The sequence below is a fragment of the Streptomyces sp. NBC_01775 genome (assembly GCF_035917675.1).
Classification (GTDB): Bacteria; Actinomycetota; Actinomycetes; order Streptomycetales; family Streptomycetaceae; genus Streptomyces.
Window position 1 is genome coordinate 2,528,012 of the sequence record NZ_CP109104.1, and the last position, 16,590, is coordinate 2,544,601.

The 16,590-nt window shown below is 69.3% G+C and carries 12 protein-coding genes; 2 read left to right on the plus strand and 10 right to left on the minus strand.

Features of this window, described 5'->3' with window-relative positions; genetic code table 11:
- Window positions 1-9 precede the first annotated feature (9 nt).
- Window positions 10-2,112, minus strand: a complete 2,103-nt coding sequence (locus OHB04_RS11380) for a glycogen debranching N-terminal domain-containing protein (protein ID WP_442814815.1) — start codon at window positions 2,110-2,112, stop codon at window positions 10-12.
- Window positions 2,113-2,226: 114 nt separating this feature from the next.
- On the minus strand, window positions 2,227-3,510 hold the full coding sequence (locus OHB04_RS11385) for a DUF4192 domain-containing protein (protein ID WP_326807407.1): 1,284 nt from the start codon (window positions 3,508-3,510) through the stop codon (window positions 2,227-2,229).
- A gap of 140 nt (window positions 3,511-3,650) precedes the next feature.
- Between OHB04_RS11385 and OHB04_RS11390 the strand changes: the two genes are divergently transcribed.
- Window positions 3,651-5,849, plus strand: a complete 2,199-nt coding sequence (locus OHB04_RS11390) for a DEAD/DEAH box helicase (protein ID WP_326807408.1) — start codon at window positions 3,651-3,653, stop codon at window positions 5,847-5,849.
- 160 nt (window positions 5,850-6,009) lie between these two features.
- Window positions 6,010-6,756, plus strand: coding sequence for a hypothetical protein (locus OHB04_RS11395; protein ID WP_405805827.1), 747 nt, complete (start codon window positions 6,010-6,012; stop codon window positions 6,754-6,756).
- Window positions 6,757-6,845: 89 nt separating this feature from the next.
- Here the strand turns inward: OHB04_RS11395 and OHB04_RS11400 are convergent, their stop codons facing one another.
- The 8 genes from OHB04_RS11400 to nrdR form a co-directional block, all read right to left on the minus strand.
- Entirely contained in the window at window positions 6,846-7,466 is a 621-nt protein-coding gene (locus OHB04_RS11400; RefSeq protein WP_326807409.1) for a hypothetical protein, read from the minus strand.
- Window positions 7,467-7,579: 113 nt separating this feature from the next.
- Window positions 7,580-8,257, minus strand: coding sequence for a ribonuclease HII (locus OHB04_RS11405; RefSeq protein WP_326687564.1), 678 nt, complete (start codon window positions 8,255-8,257; stop codon window positions 7,580-7,582).
- A 174-nt stretch (window positions 8,258-8,431) separates the two neighbouring features.
- Window positions 8,432-9,586, minus strand: a complete 1,155-nt coding sequence (locus tag OHB04_RS11410) for an ADP-ribosylglycohydrolase family protein (protein ID WP_442814816.1) — start codon at window positions 9,584-9,586, stop codon at window positions 8,432-8,434.
- On the minus strand, window positions 9,586-10,242 hold the full coding sequence (locus tag OHB04_RS11415; RefSeq protein ID WP_326687565.1) for a histidine phosphatase family protein: 657 nt from the start codon (window positions 10,240-10,242) through the stop codon (window positions 9,586-9,588). Before OHB04_RS11415 ends, OHB04_RS11410 begins: the two co-directional genes overlap by 1 nt.
- Window positions 10,243-10,257: 15 nt before the next feature.
- Complete coding sequence (locus OHB04_RS11420; protein ID WP_326687566.1) at window positions 10,258-10,980, minus strand: YdbC family protein; 723 nt, start codon at window positions 10,978-10,980, stop codon at window positions 10,258-10,260.
- Window positions 10,981-11,156: 176 nt separating this feature from the next.
- Complete coding sequence (locus OHB04_RS11425; RefSeq protein ID WP_326687567.1) at window positions 11,157-12,224, minus strand: outer membrane protein assembly factor BamB family protein; 1,068 nt, start codon at window positions 12,222-12,224, stop codon at window positions 11,157-11,159.
- 233 nt (window positions 12,225-12,457) lie between these two features.
- A complete protein-coding gene (locus tag OHB04_RS11430) occupies window positions 12,458-15,355 on the minus strand; it encodes a vitamin B12-dependent ribonucleotide reductase (protein ID WP_326687568.1) in 2,898 nt (965 codons plus the stop codon).
- 166 nt (window positions 15,356-15,521) lie between these two features.
- A complete protein-coding gene (nrdR, locus tag OHB04_RS11435; protein ID WP_326687569.1) occupies window positions 15,522-16,181 on the minus strand; it encodes a transcriptional regulator NrdR in 660 nt (219 codons plus the stop codon).
- Window positions 16,182-16,590 lie beyond the last annotated feature (409 nt).

Genomic DNA, 16,590 nt, shown 5'->3' on the forward strand with positions numbered 1-16,590 from the left:
AGGGCTGCCTCAGCTGCTCAGATGCAAGCCCTCCGCCGCCTCTTCGACCATCGCCATGCCGAGCCGGCTGATCCGCACCGCGAACGGCTCCCCCGCCACCCTCAGCCCACTGAGCCTGAGGGCTCCCAGAGGGGCCGATTCCACCGGCCGCACCACCACCATCCCGGCGGGAACGTCTGGCCTCACCCCGGCAAGGGTGGCGAGCAGGTACACAGCGCCGGCCGCGGCGACAGCCGAGGGCCGGCATGCCGCCGGATGCGGCAACGGCGCACTTCCTTCGGTGCGCTGTTCCGCTGCGTACATCTCCGGCAGCCGGTATCCGAACGCCTCCGCCGCGTCCACGACCCCTCGAAGCAGCGAGCAGGCCTCCTTCTCGTATCCGGCCGCGGACAGCCCAGCGACCGCCAAGGCCGTCTCCTGGATCCGCACCGCGCCGGTGCGGTGGCCGAAGGGGTTGTGCCCGTCCTCGCCTGTGCCCAGGCTTCGCAGTCCCCACCCGGAGTCCAGCGGGGGTCCGCCGAGAAGCCGGGCGAGCTGCGCCGTTCGTACTTGGTCGAGCATGCCTGGAGCCATTTGGCCCTTCGGGGACAGTCCTGTGTCCAACAGCTCGACGGCTGCCGAGCCGAGATGGCTGTCCCAGGCCCCCGTGCGTGACAGCAGGGCCAGCGGTCGGCCGCCTCCTGGGTCATCGCGCCAGAACTCCCCCGCGAAGTTCCTTCGCAACTCCCCTGCCCAGTCGCGCAGTTCGGATCCTCCCTGCCTGCCGCAGGTGTCCAGCAGCTCGGAACCGAGCACCGCCGCACGGTGAGCCTGTGCCTGGACTTCGCAGCGGTAGGGACCATCCGGAGCCGGATCGGGGAGGAAGACCCCGCCGTCAGATGCCTTCAGCATCCACCGCAGACAGCGTTCGACTGGTGCCAGAAGCCCTTCGACGTCCCGCTCCGGCAGCCCCCAGAGCCTTGCTTCTGCCAGCAGCGTGGGCAGGAGCAGCGTGGCCTCGATTCCCGTGCAACTCGGCACAGCCCCGGGACCGGTGCGACGAAGCGCCCCTGGGATCTTGCCGTTGTCCTGCCCTCGACCCGCGTACTGGCTGCGCGCGAGGGTGCGCATCGTCCCTGCGGCCAGTCCCGTCCCCAGGGGGAGCAGCATCCGAGCAGCGCGCAACGACTCGGCCGGGGCCAAAGAGCAGCGCCACGGCATCCCCGCCGCCAGGTGGAGGTCGGACGGACTCTCAGTATCGCGAAGCAACAAGGCTCCAAGATCATCGAGGCTTGTCCTCAGCAGCCGGTGGACCCTGACATCGTCGCTCTCCGCCCGGAACGAGCCCCAGGAGGCGGGGTCGTCGGCCTGTGTCCCCCTCGAACCGACCTCCGTACGTGGGCTTCCGCTGTGGAGCCGGGTCCGGGACTCGTGCTCGGGCTCATGCAGCTCGATGCCAAGAACGATGCAACGGCTCTCCCCCGGATCCAGATGCCAGTCCCACTGGAGAACTCCTGCTGATGCCCAGGCGGTGTCGGGCCCGGGGCGAGCTGTGACGGTGACATGCGCACCGTGGTCGGTCCAGCGCAGCCCGCTCACATGGACCGCCGGCGTCAGTTCGGTTCCAGGCGCGCCGACGGCGATGGCCCCCAGCGTCGCGAGGTCGGTGCCCAGACGCAGCTCTACAGGGATACGGAGGGGCCGGGGGGCGTGACTGCGCACGGTGATCCGCTCGGTGCCCTCGGCCGACCGCAGTCGTTCCACTGTGACCTGTGGATCCGGCCCGCTGTCCGACGGGGTGCGCGCTGCCGCGAGGAACCGCGCCTGGCGCGCACTCACCATCCGCCCCTGGAGCGGCACAGGCTCCTGACCTGACAGATGGAGCTGGCACCGGGCAAGGACCCGCTTCCCCCTGTCGTAGAAGCCGTCAAGCCCTTCTCCCCTCAGCTGGCCATGTTCTGGAGAGATCACCAGCGCGGGCGCGGCGGCACAGATGAGGGACGAGTGCACCGGCCTATGTTCAAGCGGGCGCCGGACTGGAACTCCCGCACGCCCCCGCTGCGGCGGGGCCTGGCCGGGCGCCGACGACCGTGCTGTGGCAGGCCGTGGTGGCGTCTTCGTTCCCGTGCTCATGGACATACGCGTTCCTCCGCTTCCTCTTCTCGGTGGACCGGCCGAGGCCGGGGCTGGCAGGGGTGTGGGTGCGCGCCGTCCGCCACTCAGGTGAACGGTGGGCGGCCTTGGGGGTCACGGGGCGCTGCCCTGGGCGGCGTCGGACTGCTCTCCTTCGTCATCGGACGTGCGCCGGTCTCGGTCGGCCCTCAGGCAGCGGCGCAGCAGCTCGGGGTCGAGTCCTTCGTTGCACGCCTGGTTGAGGAGTTGCGCGAAGAGGTAATCCGGATCGGTGCGCAGAGCGAGTCCGAGGGCTACCCGGGCTGTGGGGCCGTCGCCTCCCGACCAGGCAACCCAGCCGGTCAAGGTGAGCAGGGCCGCGGCATGCTCGGTGTAGGGACCGACGCAACGGCGGGAGAGAGCCCTCCAGAGGCGAAGAGCCGGACCTACGTCCATGCCTTCCATCCACTCCGCCGCCTGGTCCCGCGTCCTGCGGTCCTGGATGCCGAGGATCACAGCGGCGGACTCGTCATGGCTGAGCAGCCCGTCGTCATGCGCGTCGGCGGCTGTGTGGGTGCCCGCTGTCGTCGGTGCGGAGTGGTGGAGGCGGTCCATCAGATGTCCGACCAGCGCCAGGGTGTCGCTCCGCACCTGCTCACGGCCCTCGACGGTGAGCATCCGTTGGGTCAGGTCCGCGCTCATCGAGTCGAGCACCCGCTCCTGTTCTTCCGCGAACGGCGGCCCGAGCGGAGCGAGGCGCCTTTCCATGTCGCGGAGGGAACCGTGTACCTGCACACCGGCATAGGTCGCCGCGGCGGCCATCGCCGAGGTGCCTGGCTCGGCCAGCGGCATGCCTTCGGGCACGCAGCAGCGGGGGTCCGGGCAGCAGTAGGAAAAGTAGCGTCCGTCGGAGAGGCACAGCGCTTCGTAGACGGGCATGTCCAGCTCACCGCACGCGATGCGCAGCCGCTGCACGAGCGGCTGGAGCCGCTCCATGATCTCTTTACCGCTGCTGCCTTCGCCTGGCTCCTGGCAGAGGAAGATGATGGCGCCGTCCGGACTGGAGCCTCGTGCCCGCGAGCTGGCGTCCAGGCATTCGGCCACCTGCGGTGCCAATGCCATCCGTTCCTCTTCCGTTTCGGGAATCCCGATCCTGAGACGACCGCCGAAGCGCCCCCGCGGCCCGTGCAGAGCTACGGCGACGATGGAGTCGTCAGGGTAGAACCCGAGGAGATACGGCAGCGCGTCAGCCAGCTCGGCGGGCCCCCGCAGGGAAATGTCGCTTCCCTCACTCTCAGAGAGAGCCCCGGCGGCCTTGTCCGTGAGCTTGTCCTCGGGGTGTTCCTGTCGCCGTCGGTCGCCTCCCGCGTGAGGGAAGTGCGGTTCGTTGCCGCTGGAGTCGCGGTCGTGGTGTGTCATGCCTCGACGGTGTCGTGCAGCGGAAAGAGGGGTCGCGAGTTATGCACAGACCGGGATCACTTATCTGCTCGTCATACAAATCCTGGGTTTTCCACAAGCCGGGTTCGTCGGCGGCCGATGGGATCGGGTTGCATGGACGCATGAGTGACACAGAGCTGCGCCGAGAGGCCGACGCCGTGCTGGCGAATCTGGTCGGCGAACGTGAGGAGCCAGCCCGGCTGCGCACCGACCAGTGGCGAGCTATCGAAGCCCTGGTCGCGGAGCGACGGCGGGCTCTGGTGGTCCAGCGCACGGGCTGGGGCAAGTCAGCCGTCTATTTCGTGGCTACCGCCCTGCTGCGTAGGCGGGGCGCAGGACCGACCGTCATCGTCTCCCCGCTCCTGGCGCTGATGCGCAACCAGGTCGAGGCGGCGGCCCGAGCCGGAATCCACGCGCGCACCATCAATTCCTCCAATCCGGAGGACTGGGGCACGGTCCAGGCAGAAGTCGCCGCAGGAGACGTGGACGTCCTGCTGGTCAGCCCGGAGCGCCTCAACAACCCGGACTTCCGCGACCAGGTGCTGCCCCAGCTGACCGCCTCCACCGGTCTGCTCGTCGTCGACGAGGCACACTGCATCTCCGACTGGGGACATGACTTCCGCCCCGACTACCGCCGGCTTCGCACCATGTTGGCGGAATTGCCCCACGGCGTGCCGGTGCTGGCGACCACAGCGACAGCGAACGCCCGCGTCACGGCCGACGTGGCCGAGCAACTCGGCACCGGCAAGGGAGCCGAGAGCGACGACGGGGAGGAGACGGCCGGGGTGGCTCCGGCTCTTGTCCTGCGCGGCTCCCTGGACAGAGAGAGCCTGAGTCTGAACGTGCTCCACCTCCCGGACGCCCCGCACCGCCTCGCATGGCTCGGAGAACATCTCAAGGCGCTGCCGGGTTCCGGCATCATCTACACCCTCACCGTGGCCACGGCCGAGGAAGTCGCCGCCTTCCTCCGTCAATGCGGACACGAAGTCGCCTCGTACACCGGCAAGACCGAGAACGCGGACCGGGAAGCCGCTGAGGCCGACCTTCTGGCCAACCGTGTCAAGGCTCTGGTGGCCACCTCAGCCCTGGGTATGGGTTTCGACAAGCCCGACCTCGGCTTTGTCGTCCACCTCGGCTCGCCGTCCTCCCCCATCGCCTACTACCAGCAGGTGGGCCGCGCGGGCCGCGGTGTGGATCACGCGGAGGTTCTCCTCCTGCCGGGCCAGGAAGACGAAGCAATCTGGCGGTATTTCGCGTCGCTGGCCTTTCCCCCGGAGGAACAGGTGCGCCGCACACTCGATGTGCTGGCTGCCTCCGAGCGCCCCTTGTCCCTTCCCGCCCTGGAACCGAGGGTGGAGCTTCGCAGGTCACGGCTGGAGGTGATGCTGAAGGTCCTCGACGTCGATGGCGCCGTACGACGCGTCAAGGGTGGCTGGATCGCGACAGGCAACCCATGGGAGTACGACGCCGAACGGTACGACTGGGTGGAGCGCCAGCGCCAGGCCGAGCAGGGGGCGATGCGTGCCTATGCCGATACCACGGAGTGCCGGATGGAATTCCTCCGGCGAGAGCTCGACGACGAAGGGGCCGCACCCTGCGGCAGGTGCGACAACTGTGCCGGCAGGAGGTTCACCGAGGAGGTGGACGAGTCGCTCGTCGTCGCAGCTCGGGGGGAGCTGCGAAGGCCGGGGGTCCGGGTAGAACCCCGCAAGATGTGGCCCACCGGTTTGGAAGCTGTCGGCATGGGCTTCAAGGGTCGTATTCCGGAACAGCAGCAGGCCGGACCAGGCCGGGCTCTGGGGAGGCTCACCGACATCGGCTGGGGGAACAGGCTGCGCCCGTTGCTCTCCGTGCAGGGTGGCGACGGGCCGGTGCCCGACGATGTGCTCCAGGGCGCCGTGACCGTTCTCTCCGACTGGGCCAAGCACCCCGAGGGCTGGGCGTCCGGGTCTCCAGGGGCACCCGAGCGACCGGTCGGGATCGTGGCGATCGAGTCCCATACGCGGCCACAGTTGGTGCGGTCCTTCGCGGAACGGCTCGCAGACATCGGTCGGATGCCGCTTCTGGGTGCCTTGATCAGCGTGGACGAGTACGGCGTGAAAGGAGCACCCCGCAGCAACGGTGCACAGCGGCTCAGGACGGTGCATGAGGCACTGACTCTGCCCGCGGAGCTGGCCGACTCCGTCGCAGCGATGGGTGGCCCCGTGCTGCTGGTGGACGATTTCACCGACACCGGCTGGACCCTAGCCGTTGCCGCCAGGATGCTCCGCCAAGCCGGTGCGAAGGGGGTGTTGCCGCTGGTCCTCGCGGTTCAGAACTGACAGCCGTTGAGGAAGGAGAGGCAAGGAAGGGGAAACGAGGGACACAGGGGGAATAACGAGAGGAGACAGCCTCAGAAGGCCGCGTGATGCACCAATTGTTCGTTGCCGCCTCCTCCCGAGGCCGCGAGAATTGGAGCGGTTTCAGGACGAAGGGAGGAATGTGACCTTCGGCTTTGCTCCGTCCCCTGCAAGCGACCCCGTCTCCCGGCTCGGCCGTATGCTCCAGCCGGCCGAGTGGGCCGCGGCCGGCATCCCGCTCCTGCGCGATCCCCGTGAAATCGTCACCGGACTCTATGAACGTCATCTCCCCAGGCCGTCCACCACAGTGATAGCGGTGCTGGGGCCCGAGGAACGGCTCGTAGCCAGCGCGTCGTTCAGCCAGCACCCCGCCCACCCCGACGGCTGGGAGTACCGCAACGCCCTGCTTGGTCAGCTACGACGGGTCATCCCGCACGACCTGCGCCTCAGGGCCCCCGTCCGCACCGCGGTGCTCCTTTGCTGCCGGCTGGGTGAGCAGGGCTGGACAGCGGTGGACGGTGCCTGGATGTGGGGCCTGCGCGACGCCTGCACGCTGCACGGGTTGCGCTGCGGGGCCTACATCACATTGACGCCGTCAGGGTGGCAGGTGCTCGGAGAGGGACGGAGCGGACGTCGCCCCTCGGCTGTGACCGCACAAGAGGGGTCTTGGTCCACCGATCCGGCTGCCTCGGATGACGGCACGCACACCCCTGCCCCGTCATCTCCGTCCTCGGCCCGGAAAACGGGCACGGTGGCCAACGGGCAGCCGGCGCCCTTGGCCTCCAGCGCGACCGCAACAGCCTGGGCTCCGCGCCAGAGCCCTCCGGGGCGAGCCAACGGCAACGATGCCGTCGGCAGACAGCGACCGCGCCCGGCGGCAGCACTCTAGCCATCCGGGAGAGGAGGCACCCGCCCCGTCGGCCCCTGGGAAATACCCACAGAGCCGAGCGACTGCCCGGCCCTGGCGGTCCCCGGGGCTCAGAGCAGAGCGCGCAGGCGGTCGGGGTCGCCGCACACGATGAGCTGCTCGGTGGCCTTCTCCAGGGCCGCCGGTAGTGCGGCGGCGGCCTCGGGGTCGGTGCCTCCGTTGACCGCGAGCAGAACGATGGTGCGCTGTGTGGTGCGGGCTATGGCGGAAGCGTGGGCGCAGAAGATGTCCTCGCCGTCGGCAAGTTGGCGCCAATAGGCGTCCTCGCCGAAGGAGAGTTCGTGCTGCGCCCAGGGGTGCTGTTCCCCGGTGGTGAGCATGAGGATCTCGCCGGGGGCACGGCCCTCGTCGAGGAGCTTGTCGACGGCCTCGTCGGCAACCTCCACCGCGGTCGCGTCAGTCGCTGCGACCAGTTGGATCTGCGCGGTGGCGGGGGCCGGGGAAGCAGGCGGGCGCTGGGCCGGCGAATTCTCCTGGCGGGGGGCGCCGGGACGGCCCGGGGTGCTGGGGCCCTTGCTGTCCGCGCGCGGGGGTGCGGGACGCGGGGAAGGCCGCGGGCCGGGAACGGGTGCTGCGGCGTGGGGTGCCTGCGGAGTTCGGGCTGCTCCCGCCGCATTGCGGGGGCCCGGGACGCTCTCGTAAATCTGTGACTCCTTGGGAGTGAGAGACATGAGGTGTTGTCTATCAAATGACGGAATAGGACGTGTCAGCGGGTACGGGATCCAGGAGAGGCTTCCGGGGGTGGCTCCGGTACGTCGTGACGGCGTCGCCCGGCGGGGCCGGGTCAGAAGAGGCCGATCTGTTCTGTGGGCTCGCTCCGGGTGCGCTTGAGGTGCTTCCAGCGGGTCAGGGCGTCCATGTAGGACCAGGACAGCCGGTGGTGCGGCGTGGGACCGCGCTCCTGCAAGGCTGCCTTGTGCACGGGCGAGGGGTAGCCGGCGTTGTCCTGGAAGGCGAAGTCGGCGTACTCCGGGGCGAGTTCGGTCATGAGCGCGTCCCTGCGGACCTTGGCGATGACCGAGGCCGCAGCGACGGCGACACAGGTCTGGTCGCCCTTGATGACCGTGCGAACCCGCCAAGGGGCTCCGAGGTAGTCGTGTTTGCCGTCCAGGATAATGGCGTCGGGGCGTTCGGGCAGGCCCTCCAGGGCGCGGATGGCGGCGAGCCGGAGGGCGGCGGTCATGCCGTGCTCGTCGATCTCCTCCGGAGAGGAGTGACCGAGAGAGTAGGCAGTGACCCAGCTGCTCAGCTCCGCGGCCAGCTCGCTGCGGCGTGGCTCGGGGATGAGCTTGGAGTCGGTCAGGGTGGAGGGCGGGCGGCGCAGTCCTGTGATCGCGGCGCAGACCGTGACAGGTCCCGCCCAGGCTCCGCGGCCGACCTCGTCCACTCCGGCGACGATCTTCGCACCGGTGGTTGCGCGGAGCGATCGCTCGACGCGGTGGGTTGGGGGCTCGTACGGCATGGCATTAGCAAGCGTATCCGCTGGGGATGCGGTGAGTTCAGCCGAGTCCGCCAAAGGGCGAGAAAGTTCGCCGACGATCGCGGAAGGGGGTGGGGTGGTGACGGAGAGTCCGCGAATTGGGCCGCTTTCGCTTCGTGTCTCCCTACGGCTTCAGGTCCACCTTTCCCTCCGGCTTCAGGTCTCCGGTCGCCGCCGCTCCAGCGACTCGGTGAGCCAGGCGGGAAGTGGCTCGGTGCCGGCGTCCCAGTCGGCGGGCGGAGCTGCCGCGGCACGTCGGGGGCTCCCAGGGCTGCCGGGTCCTCCGGCGGCCAGGATGCCGCCGATGATCGCGCAGGTGGTGTCCACGTCACCCCCGGCGCCGATCGCGCGCCACACCGCCTCTCGGAAGTCGCCGATGTACCGGGCGACTGCCCACAGGGCGAACGGCACGGTGTCCTGCGCACTGGTGCGGCGCCCGCAGCCGAGGACGGCGGCGACGGTGCCGACGTCGGCGTAGTCGAGCATGTCGACGGCTCGGCGCAGTCCGGCGTGAACGGCGCCGCGCGGGACGAGGTGCTGGACGCGGACGAGAAGCTCCTCGCCCTGCGATGCCCGCGAGGACACCGGGGTCCCCGTCGTGCTGCCCGCCGCTCCCATCGGCCCCTTCAGCCTCTCCGGCGACTCCAGCCCTCCCGGTCCTGCCTGGCGCGCGTGCCTCACCCCGTCCGGGGGCTCCGCACGCGCCACCAATGCCGCCGCAGCGGCGACCGCGCGAGCGCCCGCGATCGCCTCCGCGTGCTGGTGAGTGACCTCGGCCGAGCGTTCCGCTTCCTCGGCGGCGCGCTCGGGATCGTCCGCGAACCAGGCGCCGAGGGGAGCCACGCGCATGGCCGCGCCGTTCCCCCACGAGCCTTGGCCCTCGAAGAGGCCCGCTGCCAACTCGCGCCAGTCGCCGCCCTCCTGGCGGATGAGGCGGAGCATGCGGTTCACGGCGGGGCCGTAGCCCCGGTCGAAGTCGTGGTGTTCGGCGAAGGAGGCAGCCAGAGCGTCCTGGTCGACGCGGCCGTGCGCGACCAGGACAGCTACGACCGAGACCGCCATCTCCGTGTCGTCGGTCCACTGCCATGGGCCCGGCGGCAGCGCGCGCCTCCGAAGGAGGGGAAAATTACCGGGGACGAAGAACTGCGATCCCAGAGCATCGCCCACGGCCAGCCCTCGCAGGCTGGCGAGGGCCGCGGAGAGCCGTTCGCCTTGCGAACGCGGCCTCGCGCTTCCCGGGCCACCACCGCCGGGGCCACCGCTCCCAGGACCGCTGTTCGCTGATGTCGGCGTCGGCGTCGGCGTCGACATCAGCGGTCTCCGTACGGGCGAGGCGTCTGCCAGCGTTCGAAGGGGCGGTCCAGGTGGTATCGGCCGCCTTGTCCGAGCAGGAGCGCGCGGGTCTCGCCGTTGCCCGGATTGGAGAGGGACTCGAACTCCTCTACGGTCCAGTGGAACCAGCGCATGCAGAAGAGGCGCATCGTGAGCCCGTGTGTGACCAGCAGGACGTTCGGCGGGTTGTCAGGGGCGTCGAAGCTGCGCCAGAGGCTCTCCAGGAACGCGCCCACCCTGTCGTACACGTCGGCGCCGGACTCACCCTGGGCGAAGCGGTAGAAGAAGTGCCCATAGGCGTCGCGGTACTTCTTCTGCTGTTGTACGTCTTCCCTGTCCTGCCAGTTGCCCCAGTCCTGCTCGCGCAGCCGGGGCTCCTCACGGACACGCAGCTTCGAGGAGTCGAGCGCGAGCCCGGCGAGGGTGTCGCGGGTGCGGCGGTAGGGGGAGACATACGCGGATACCCGTTCGGACCCGAAGGCCTCGCGCAGTCGCTTACCCGCGTCCTCGGCCTGCCGCACACCGCGTTCGGTGAGGGCCAGCGCGTGATCGGGTACGCGTTCGTAAATGCTGTCGTCGGCGTTTCCCTCCGACTCTCCGTGCCGCAGGAGGACGATACGACGAGGACGTGCCATGGTCACCACACTAGGTCAGACAGTCCAGCCCGGCTCCAGGTCGATCACGTCTCCTGAGACGTCGGTGACGTCGGCGCCCGTCTGGGCGCGCAGGGCCAGCCGCTCGACGCGGTCAGCACGGTACTTTCCGTGTTCGGCGGCCGAGTCCCACATCGAAAGGACCAGAAACTCGTCCTCGGCGTGTGCCTCCGCCTGCGGCTCGGTGCGGGCCTGTTCCTCGGTGCCGGCCAGCGGCTCGGTGCGGTCCTGTGCTCCCGTACGCGTCCGGGCCCCGGTGCGTGTCCGGGGCTCGGTGTGTGCCTGTGCGAAGACCCCGCGCAGCATGCCTGGCGATCCGGCCATTGCCGGGTTCCACACCTTCTCCTGCATCAAGATGTAGTGCTCGGCCCGCTCGGGGCGCACTCGGCAATGGGCCACCCGCAGCAGGTCCGCATCGGTGAAGACGGGACGGAAGCCGGTTTTCACATCGAAGCGGTATTCGAAGAGCCGCACCTGCGCCTCCTTGTACGTGCCGACCTGCGAGGCGTGGAGCCGGTCGTGCGAGCGCGCCATGAACGAGTCGTAGAAGGCGCGGCTCTCCCAGAAGCCGAAGAGGTGCGCGACCCCGCTCTGAGCACGGCTCCAGCCACCGCCCTGGCCACGGAACCCAGGCTCTCCGAGCAGCCCAGCCCACTTCCGCTGCGCCCTTGCGAACCCTGGGCGATCGACGACGGTGCAGCGCATCCACTTGACCAGCACCGCGCTATCGTACGGCCATCCCGGTGACGGCTCGGCCCCTCGCGCATCAGTTCCCAGGGCATCCACCCGGCAGTGCGGGGACATGCACGCGACCCCGACCGCACCCCGTTGCGCTCTTCGTCCCGGGGCTCACGGCCTCTCGTCCCGGGGCTCACGGCCTCACCGGCCTCGCAAAGTCACGAGGTCAGAGCCACAGCCCGCAGCGTGCCCCGCCCCACCACGGCCAGTAGGTCGCCACCGAGGCCTCGCAGCGCAAGGGCACGGCCCGGTGGTCTGGACCGTATGCGGTGGACGATCCGGCCCTCGCGCTCCAGCAGACAGAGGACCCCGCTGTCGCCGACCACCGCGAATCCCGCGCCCGATACCAGGCCAGGAACAGGGACCACATCACCCACCAGCGGCTCCCGCACGTCCACACGCCCCACCACCCGGCCGTTCTCGGGCGCGACAGCCAGTCGGCCACACGCCCCATCTGATGCGACGCGCGCCTCCCTCACCCACACCACCCCACCGGCGAACTCCGCAGCACTGGCAGCGAGGTCGGCGTCATGACTCAGGAACGGTTCGACATGCCCGGAGCACAGCCGCAAGGTCACAAGGGACCGCCTGCCGCACCGCGCAAGGCACCGGTCCTGGCCGATCGCCGTGAACGCGGGGCGGTGGTCGGTTTCGGTCAGCGCTTCCGGGAGCCTCCAGCGCGACAGCTCCTGGCCACTGCCCGGATCGATGAGCCGGACGTCCGTCCCGCTGCCGACCAGCACCCCACCGCCCCAGACCAGGGGCTTCGCGGTGCGCGCAGGCTCCGGGGTACGCCAGAGCGGCCGACCGTCGACGAGCCGGAACGCGGTCAACGGCGTGTAGCCGCGCCATCCTCCTGTCACCACCGTGTCCCCGGCGATCACCGGTGACCTGCAATAGCGCGGCAGGCCCACGCTCCATACCCCAGCGCCGTCGGTGAGCCGGAGACACGACAGCCGGTCGTTTTCCTGTACGAGAACAGAGCCAGCGCCGGGACCGGGGGCGGGGGCGGTGACGACGTCGTAAGGGCGCGTGCGGATCCCGGTGTCCCAGCGCACTGCCCCCTCGTGCCGGTCGAGGCACACCAGCCGGGTGCGGCGCTCGTGGACAACGACATGCTCGCCGACCCCGGCCAAGGTCCCGGCGTCGCCCCGTTGGTGAAGCTGCCGGATCCACAGCGTCCGCGCGTCCATCGGGTGAGTCCACCAGTCGACGTCCGCGTCCACAACGCACTTCCCTCACGGACCTCGCGGACCTCACGGACCTCACGGACCTCGCGGACCTCGCGGACCTCGCGGACCTCATGACGTCGCGGACCTGGCGGACCTCACGGACCTGGCGATCCCTCGCCCTCTCCCCCACGGAAGGCGCCGAAGACCCAGAGCACGGCCACAGAACCACAGCACACAGCAGAGGAGGGGGAGCCGGCCCTTGGCCGCCTCCCCCTCCTCATGGGCGACTAGCTGCAGCCGCTGGTCGAGCCGCAGCCCTCGCACAGGTAGCAGCTACCGGCGCGGCGCATCTTGGTGCCGCAGGAGAAGCAGAGCGGAGCGTCGGCGTTGAGGCCGAGCTGCATCTCCATCAGCTCCGTGGAGTTGTGCGCCTCCCTGGGTGCGGGAGCCGCAGCCTCCGGTTCGGTGGCGGTCCGCTGGACATCCTTGGCGTCCTTGGCCTCCTCCTTCGGCGCGACCCGCTCCGCCTTGGGCGCGGACTGGGCCAGCCCGTCGGCGTCGAAGTCCTCGTCGGACGATTCGTACGAGCCGGTCTCCAGGTGCCGCTCCCGCTCGGCCGCCGAGTGGATACCCAGGGCCGAACGCGTCTCGAACGGCAGGAAGTCCAGCGCCAGGCGACGGAAGATGTAGTCGACGATCGACTGCGCCATCCGCACGTCCGAGTCGTCCGTCATACCGGCAGGCTCGAAGCGCATGTTGGTGAACTTCGAAACGTAGGTCTCCAGCGGCACTCCGTACTGAAGGCCGACAGAGACCGCGATGGAGAAGGCGTCCATCATGCCCGCGAGGGTCGAACCCTGCTTGGACATCTTCAAGAAGACCTCACCCAGGCCGTCGTCCGGGTAGGAGTTGGCCGTCATGTAGCCCTCGGCGCCTCCCACCGTGAAGGAGGTGGTGATGCCGGGACGACCCTTCGGGAGGCGGCGGCGGACGGGACGGTACTCGATGACCTTCTCGGGCTCGGGCTGCTCGTCCTTCTTCTCGTCCTTGGCCTTCGCGGACAGCGGCTGACCGACCTTGCTGTTCTCGACGTAGACGGCGAGCGCCTTGGTGCCGAGCTTCCAGCCCTGGAGGTAGATCTCCTCGACGTCCTCAACCGTGCTGCTCGCGGGCATGTTCACGGTCTTGGAGATGGCGCCGGACAGGAACGGCTGGGCCGCCGCCATCATCCGGACGTGTCCCATCGGGGAGATGGAGCGCTCGCCCATGGCGCAGTCGAAGATCTCGTAGTGCTCCGGCTTGAGGCCTGGCGCGTCCACGACGTTGCCGTGCTCGGCGATGTGCTCGACGATCGCCTCGATCTGCTCCGGCTGGTATCCGAGGCGCTTGAGGGCCTTGGGCACCGTGTTGTTGACGATCTGCATCGAGCCGCCGCCGACGAGCTTCTTGAACTTGACCAGGGCCAGGTCGGGCTCGACGCCAGTGGTGTCACAGTCCATCATCAGGCCGATGGTGCCGGTCGGGGCCAGCACGGACGCCTGCGCGTTGCGGAAGCCGTTCTTCTTGCCGAGCCGCTGCACGTCCTGCCATGCCTCGGTGGCCGCGGCCCACACCGGGTTGTCGAGGTCGTCGGCACGCGGGGCGCTGTCGTTGGCGTCGCCGTGCTGCTTCATGACGCGCTTGTGGGCGTCCGCGTTACGGGCGTAGCCCTCGTACGGGCCGACGACCGCGGCCAGCTCGGCCGAGCGCTTGTACGACGTGCCGGTCATCAAGGAGGTGATGGCACCGGCCAGGGCACGGCCGCCGTCGCTGTCGTAGGCGTGGCCGGTGGCCATCAGCAGGGCGCCGAGGTTGGCGTAGCCGATGCCCAGCTGGCGGAAGGCGCGGGTCGTCTCGCCGATCTTCTCCGTGGGGAAGTCCGCGAAGCAGATGGAGATGTCCATCGCGGTGATGACCAGCTCGGTGACCTTCGCGAAGCGCTCCGCGTCGAAGGACTGGTTGCCCTTGTCGTCGTCGCGCAGGAACTTCATGAGGTTGAGCGACGCCAGGTTGCACGAGGAGTTGTCCAGGTGCATGTACTCGCTGCACGGGTTGGAGGCGGTGATACGGCCCGTCTCCGGCGAGGTGTGCCAGTGGTTGATGGTGTCGTCGTACTGAATGCCGGGGTCGGCACAGACGTGGGCGGCCTCGGCCATCTTGCGGAAGAGGGACTTGGCGTCCACCTCCTCGACCGTCTCACCCGTCATGCGCCCACGCAGCGGGAACTTCGCGCCGGACTCGACGGCCTTCATGAACTCGTCGTTCACGCGCACGGAGTTATTGGCGTTCTGGTACTGGACGGAGGCGATGTCGTCGCCGCCCAGGTCCATGTCGAAGCCCGCGTCCCGCAGGGCCCGGATCTTCTCCTCCTCCTTCACCTTGGTCTCGATGAAGGCCTCGACGTCGGGGTGGTCGACATCCAGGACGACCATCTTGGCCGCGCGGCGGGTGGCGCCGCCCGACTTGATCGTCCCGGCGCTGGCGTCGGCACCGCGCATGAAGGAGACAGGACCGGAGGCGTTGCCGCCGGAGGAGAGCAGTTCCTTGGAGGAACGGATGCGGGAGAGGTTCAGACCGGCGCCCGAGCCCCCCTTGAAGATCATTCCCTCTTCCTTGTACCAGTCGAGAATCGACTCCATGGAGTCGTCGACGGACAGGATGAAACAGGCACTGACCTGCTGCGGCTGCTTGGTGCCTACGTTGAACCACACCGGGGAGTTGAAGGCGAAGACCTGGTGCAGCACGGCATATGCCAGCTCGTGCTCGAAGATCTCGGCGTCCTCGGGAGAGGCGAAGTAACCGTTCTCCTCACCCGAAGCCCGGTAGGTCTTCACCACGCGGTCGATCAGCTCCTTGAGGCTGCTCTCCCGCTGCGGGGTGCCCACAGCTCCCCGGAAATACTTGCTCGTAACGATGTTGACCGCGTTCACCGACCAGAAGTCGGGGAACTCGACGCCACGCTGCTCGAAGTTGATCGAGCCGTCGCGCCAATTGGTCATGACGACGTCGCGGCGCTCCCAGTTCACCTCGTCGTACGGATGCACGCCGGGAGTCGTGTGGATGCGCTCGATGCGCAGCCCCTTGTTCGCCTTGCTGCTGCCCTTCGCGCGGGAGCCGCGTGCCGGGCCGCTCGTCGTCTCTGTCATTCCGCCTCCCTGTGTGGGGCATAACGCCCCAACATGCCCCGGTTCTTCCCCGAGAACTGTGCCTGTCTGTTGACCCGGACACGGTGTGTGGCCAGGCCAGGTCTCTGTGTGTGCCGGGCACCCATGGCCCGGCGTTTCGGCCCCGCTCGCGGCGGCGGCCGGCCGCTCAGTCGGCGGCTACGGACGCGGGGGCACCGGAGGCGCCGTTGCCCCCGCCGCGCTCACCGGGCCGCTGGCCCCCTCCACCGCTGTCGCCCCCGGCGGAGTTGCCCGCTCTCTGCCCGCCTTCCGCGGAGCCGCCCTGTGCGGAGCCGTCCCGTGCCGAGCCGCCCTGTGCGGAGTCCCTTCCCACGGAGCCGTCACTTCCGGCGGCGGCGGGCGGGTGCGCGTCGCGCAGTTCGGCTATGGCCGCCTCGAAGTCCTCCAGGGACTCGAACGCCTTGTAGACCGAGGCGAATCGCAGGTAGGCGACCAGGTCGAGATCCTGGAGCGGGCCGAGTATGGCCAGCCCGACGTCATGGGTGGACAGCTCGGCGCTGCCGGTGGCGCGGACTGCTTCCTCCACGCGCTGGCCGAGCTGGGCCAGGGCATCCTCGGTGACGGGCCTGCCCTGGCACGCCTTGCGGACACCAGCGATGACCTTGTCCCTGCTGAAGGGCTCGGTGACTCCGCTGCGCTTGATCACTGTCAGTGACGCGTTCTCCACGGTGGTGAAGCGACGGGAGCAATGGGGGCACTGGCGCCGCCGCCTGATCGCCGCGCCGTCGTCGGCCGTACGACTGTCGACCACGCGGCTGTCGGGGTGCCGGCAGAAGGGGCAGTGCATCGAATTCACCCTCCCAGGGCTCTCGGAGCCCTCACCGTGCATGACAGATAACGCCGGAGCAGCCCCGTCACAGAGGCCCCTCGACGCGCACCCCAGCATAGGCGAAGTTCTCCCGGAGTGAGCACCGGGGACCACAACTTCTGGTGGCGCGCGCTCATCAAACCACTAGATCTGGTAGCCAGACATCATCGCGGCCCCTACGCGTGTCGCGCTCGGCGCGGCCCGAGCCTACGCGAAGCGGGGTGCTCGGAGAGGCGCGGGGCGCGCCTGCGAGACTGTGCACGACGGCGGCGGAGGCCGGCCCCTTGCGGCGGCTGGACCCCCAGGGCGCGACCCATACACCCCTTGAGCGGGCAGAGTCCGGTGAACTGGGAATTTTCACTCGAACGTGTGTTTGGCGCAACCTTTC

What these genes read in the sequence shown, in the direction of transcription:
- OHB04_RS11390 (WP_326807408.1), top strand. Translation starts at nt 3,651, where the DNA reads ATGAGTGACACAGAGCTGCGCCGAGAGGCCGACGCCGTGCTGGCGAAT.
- OHB04_RS11400 (WP_326807409.1), bottom strand. Translation starts at nt 7,466, where the DNA reads ATGTCTCTCACTCCCAAGGAGTCACAGATTTACGAGAGCGTCCCGGGC.
- OHB04_RS11430 (WP_326687568.1), bottom strand. Translation starts at nt 15,355, where the DNA reads ATGACAGAGACGACGAGCGGCCCGGCACGCGGCTCCCGCGCGAAGGGC.
- OHB04_RS11405 (WP_326687564.1), bottom strand. Translation starts at nt 8,257, where the DNA reads ATGCCGTACGAGCCCCCAACCCACCGCGTCGAGCGATCGCTCCGCGCA.
- nrdR (WP_326687569.1), bottom strand. Translation starts at nt 16,181, where the DNA reads ATGCACTGCCCCTTCTGCCGGCACCCCGACAGCCGCGTGGTCGACAGT.
- OHB04_RS11385 (WP_326807407.1), bottom strand. Translation starts at nt 3,510, where the DNA reads ATGACACACCACGACCGCGACTCCAGCGGCAACGAACCGCACTTCCCT.
- OHB04_RS11415 (WP_326687565.1), bottom strand. Translation starts at nt 10,242, where the DNA reads ATGGCACGTCCTCGTCGTATCGTCCTCCTGCGGCACGGAGAGTCGGAG.
- OHB04_RS11410 (WP_442814816.1), bottom strand. Translation starts at nt 9,586, where the DNA reads ATGTCGACGCCGACGCCGACGCCGACATCAGCGAACAGCGGTCCTGGG.
- OHB04_RS11380 (WP_442814815.1), bottom strand. Translation starts at nt 2,112, where the DNA reads ATGAGCACGGGAACGAAGACGCCACCACGGCCTGCCACAGCACGGTCG.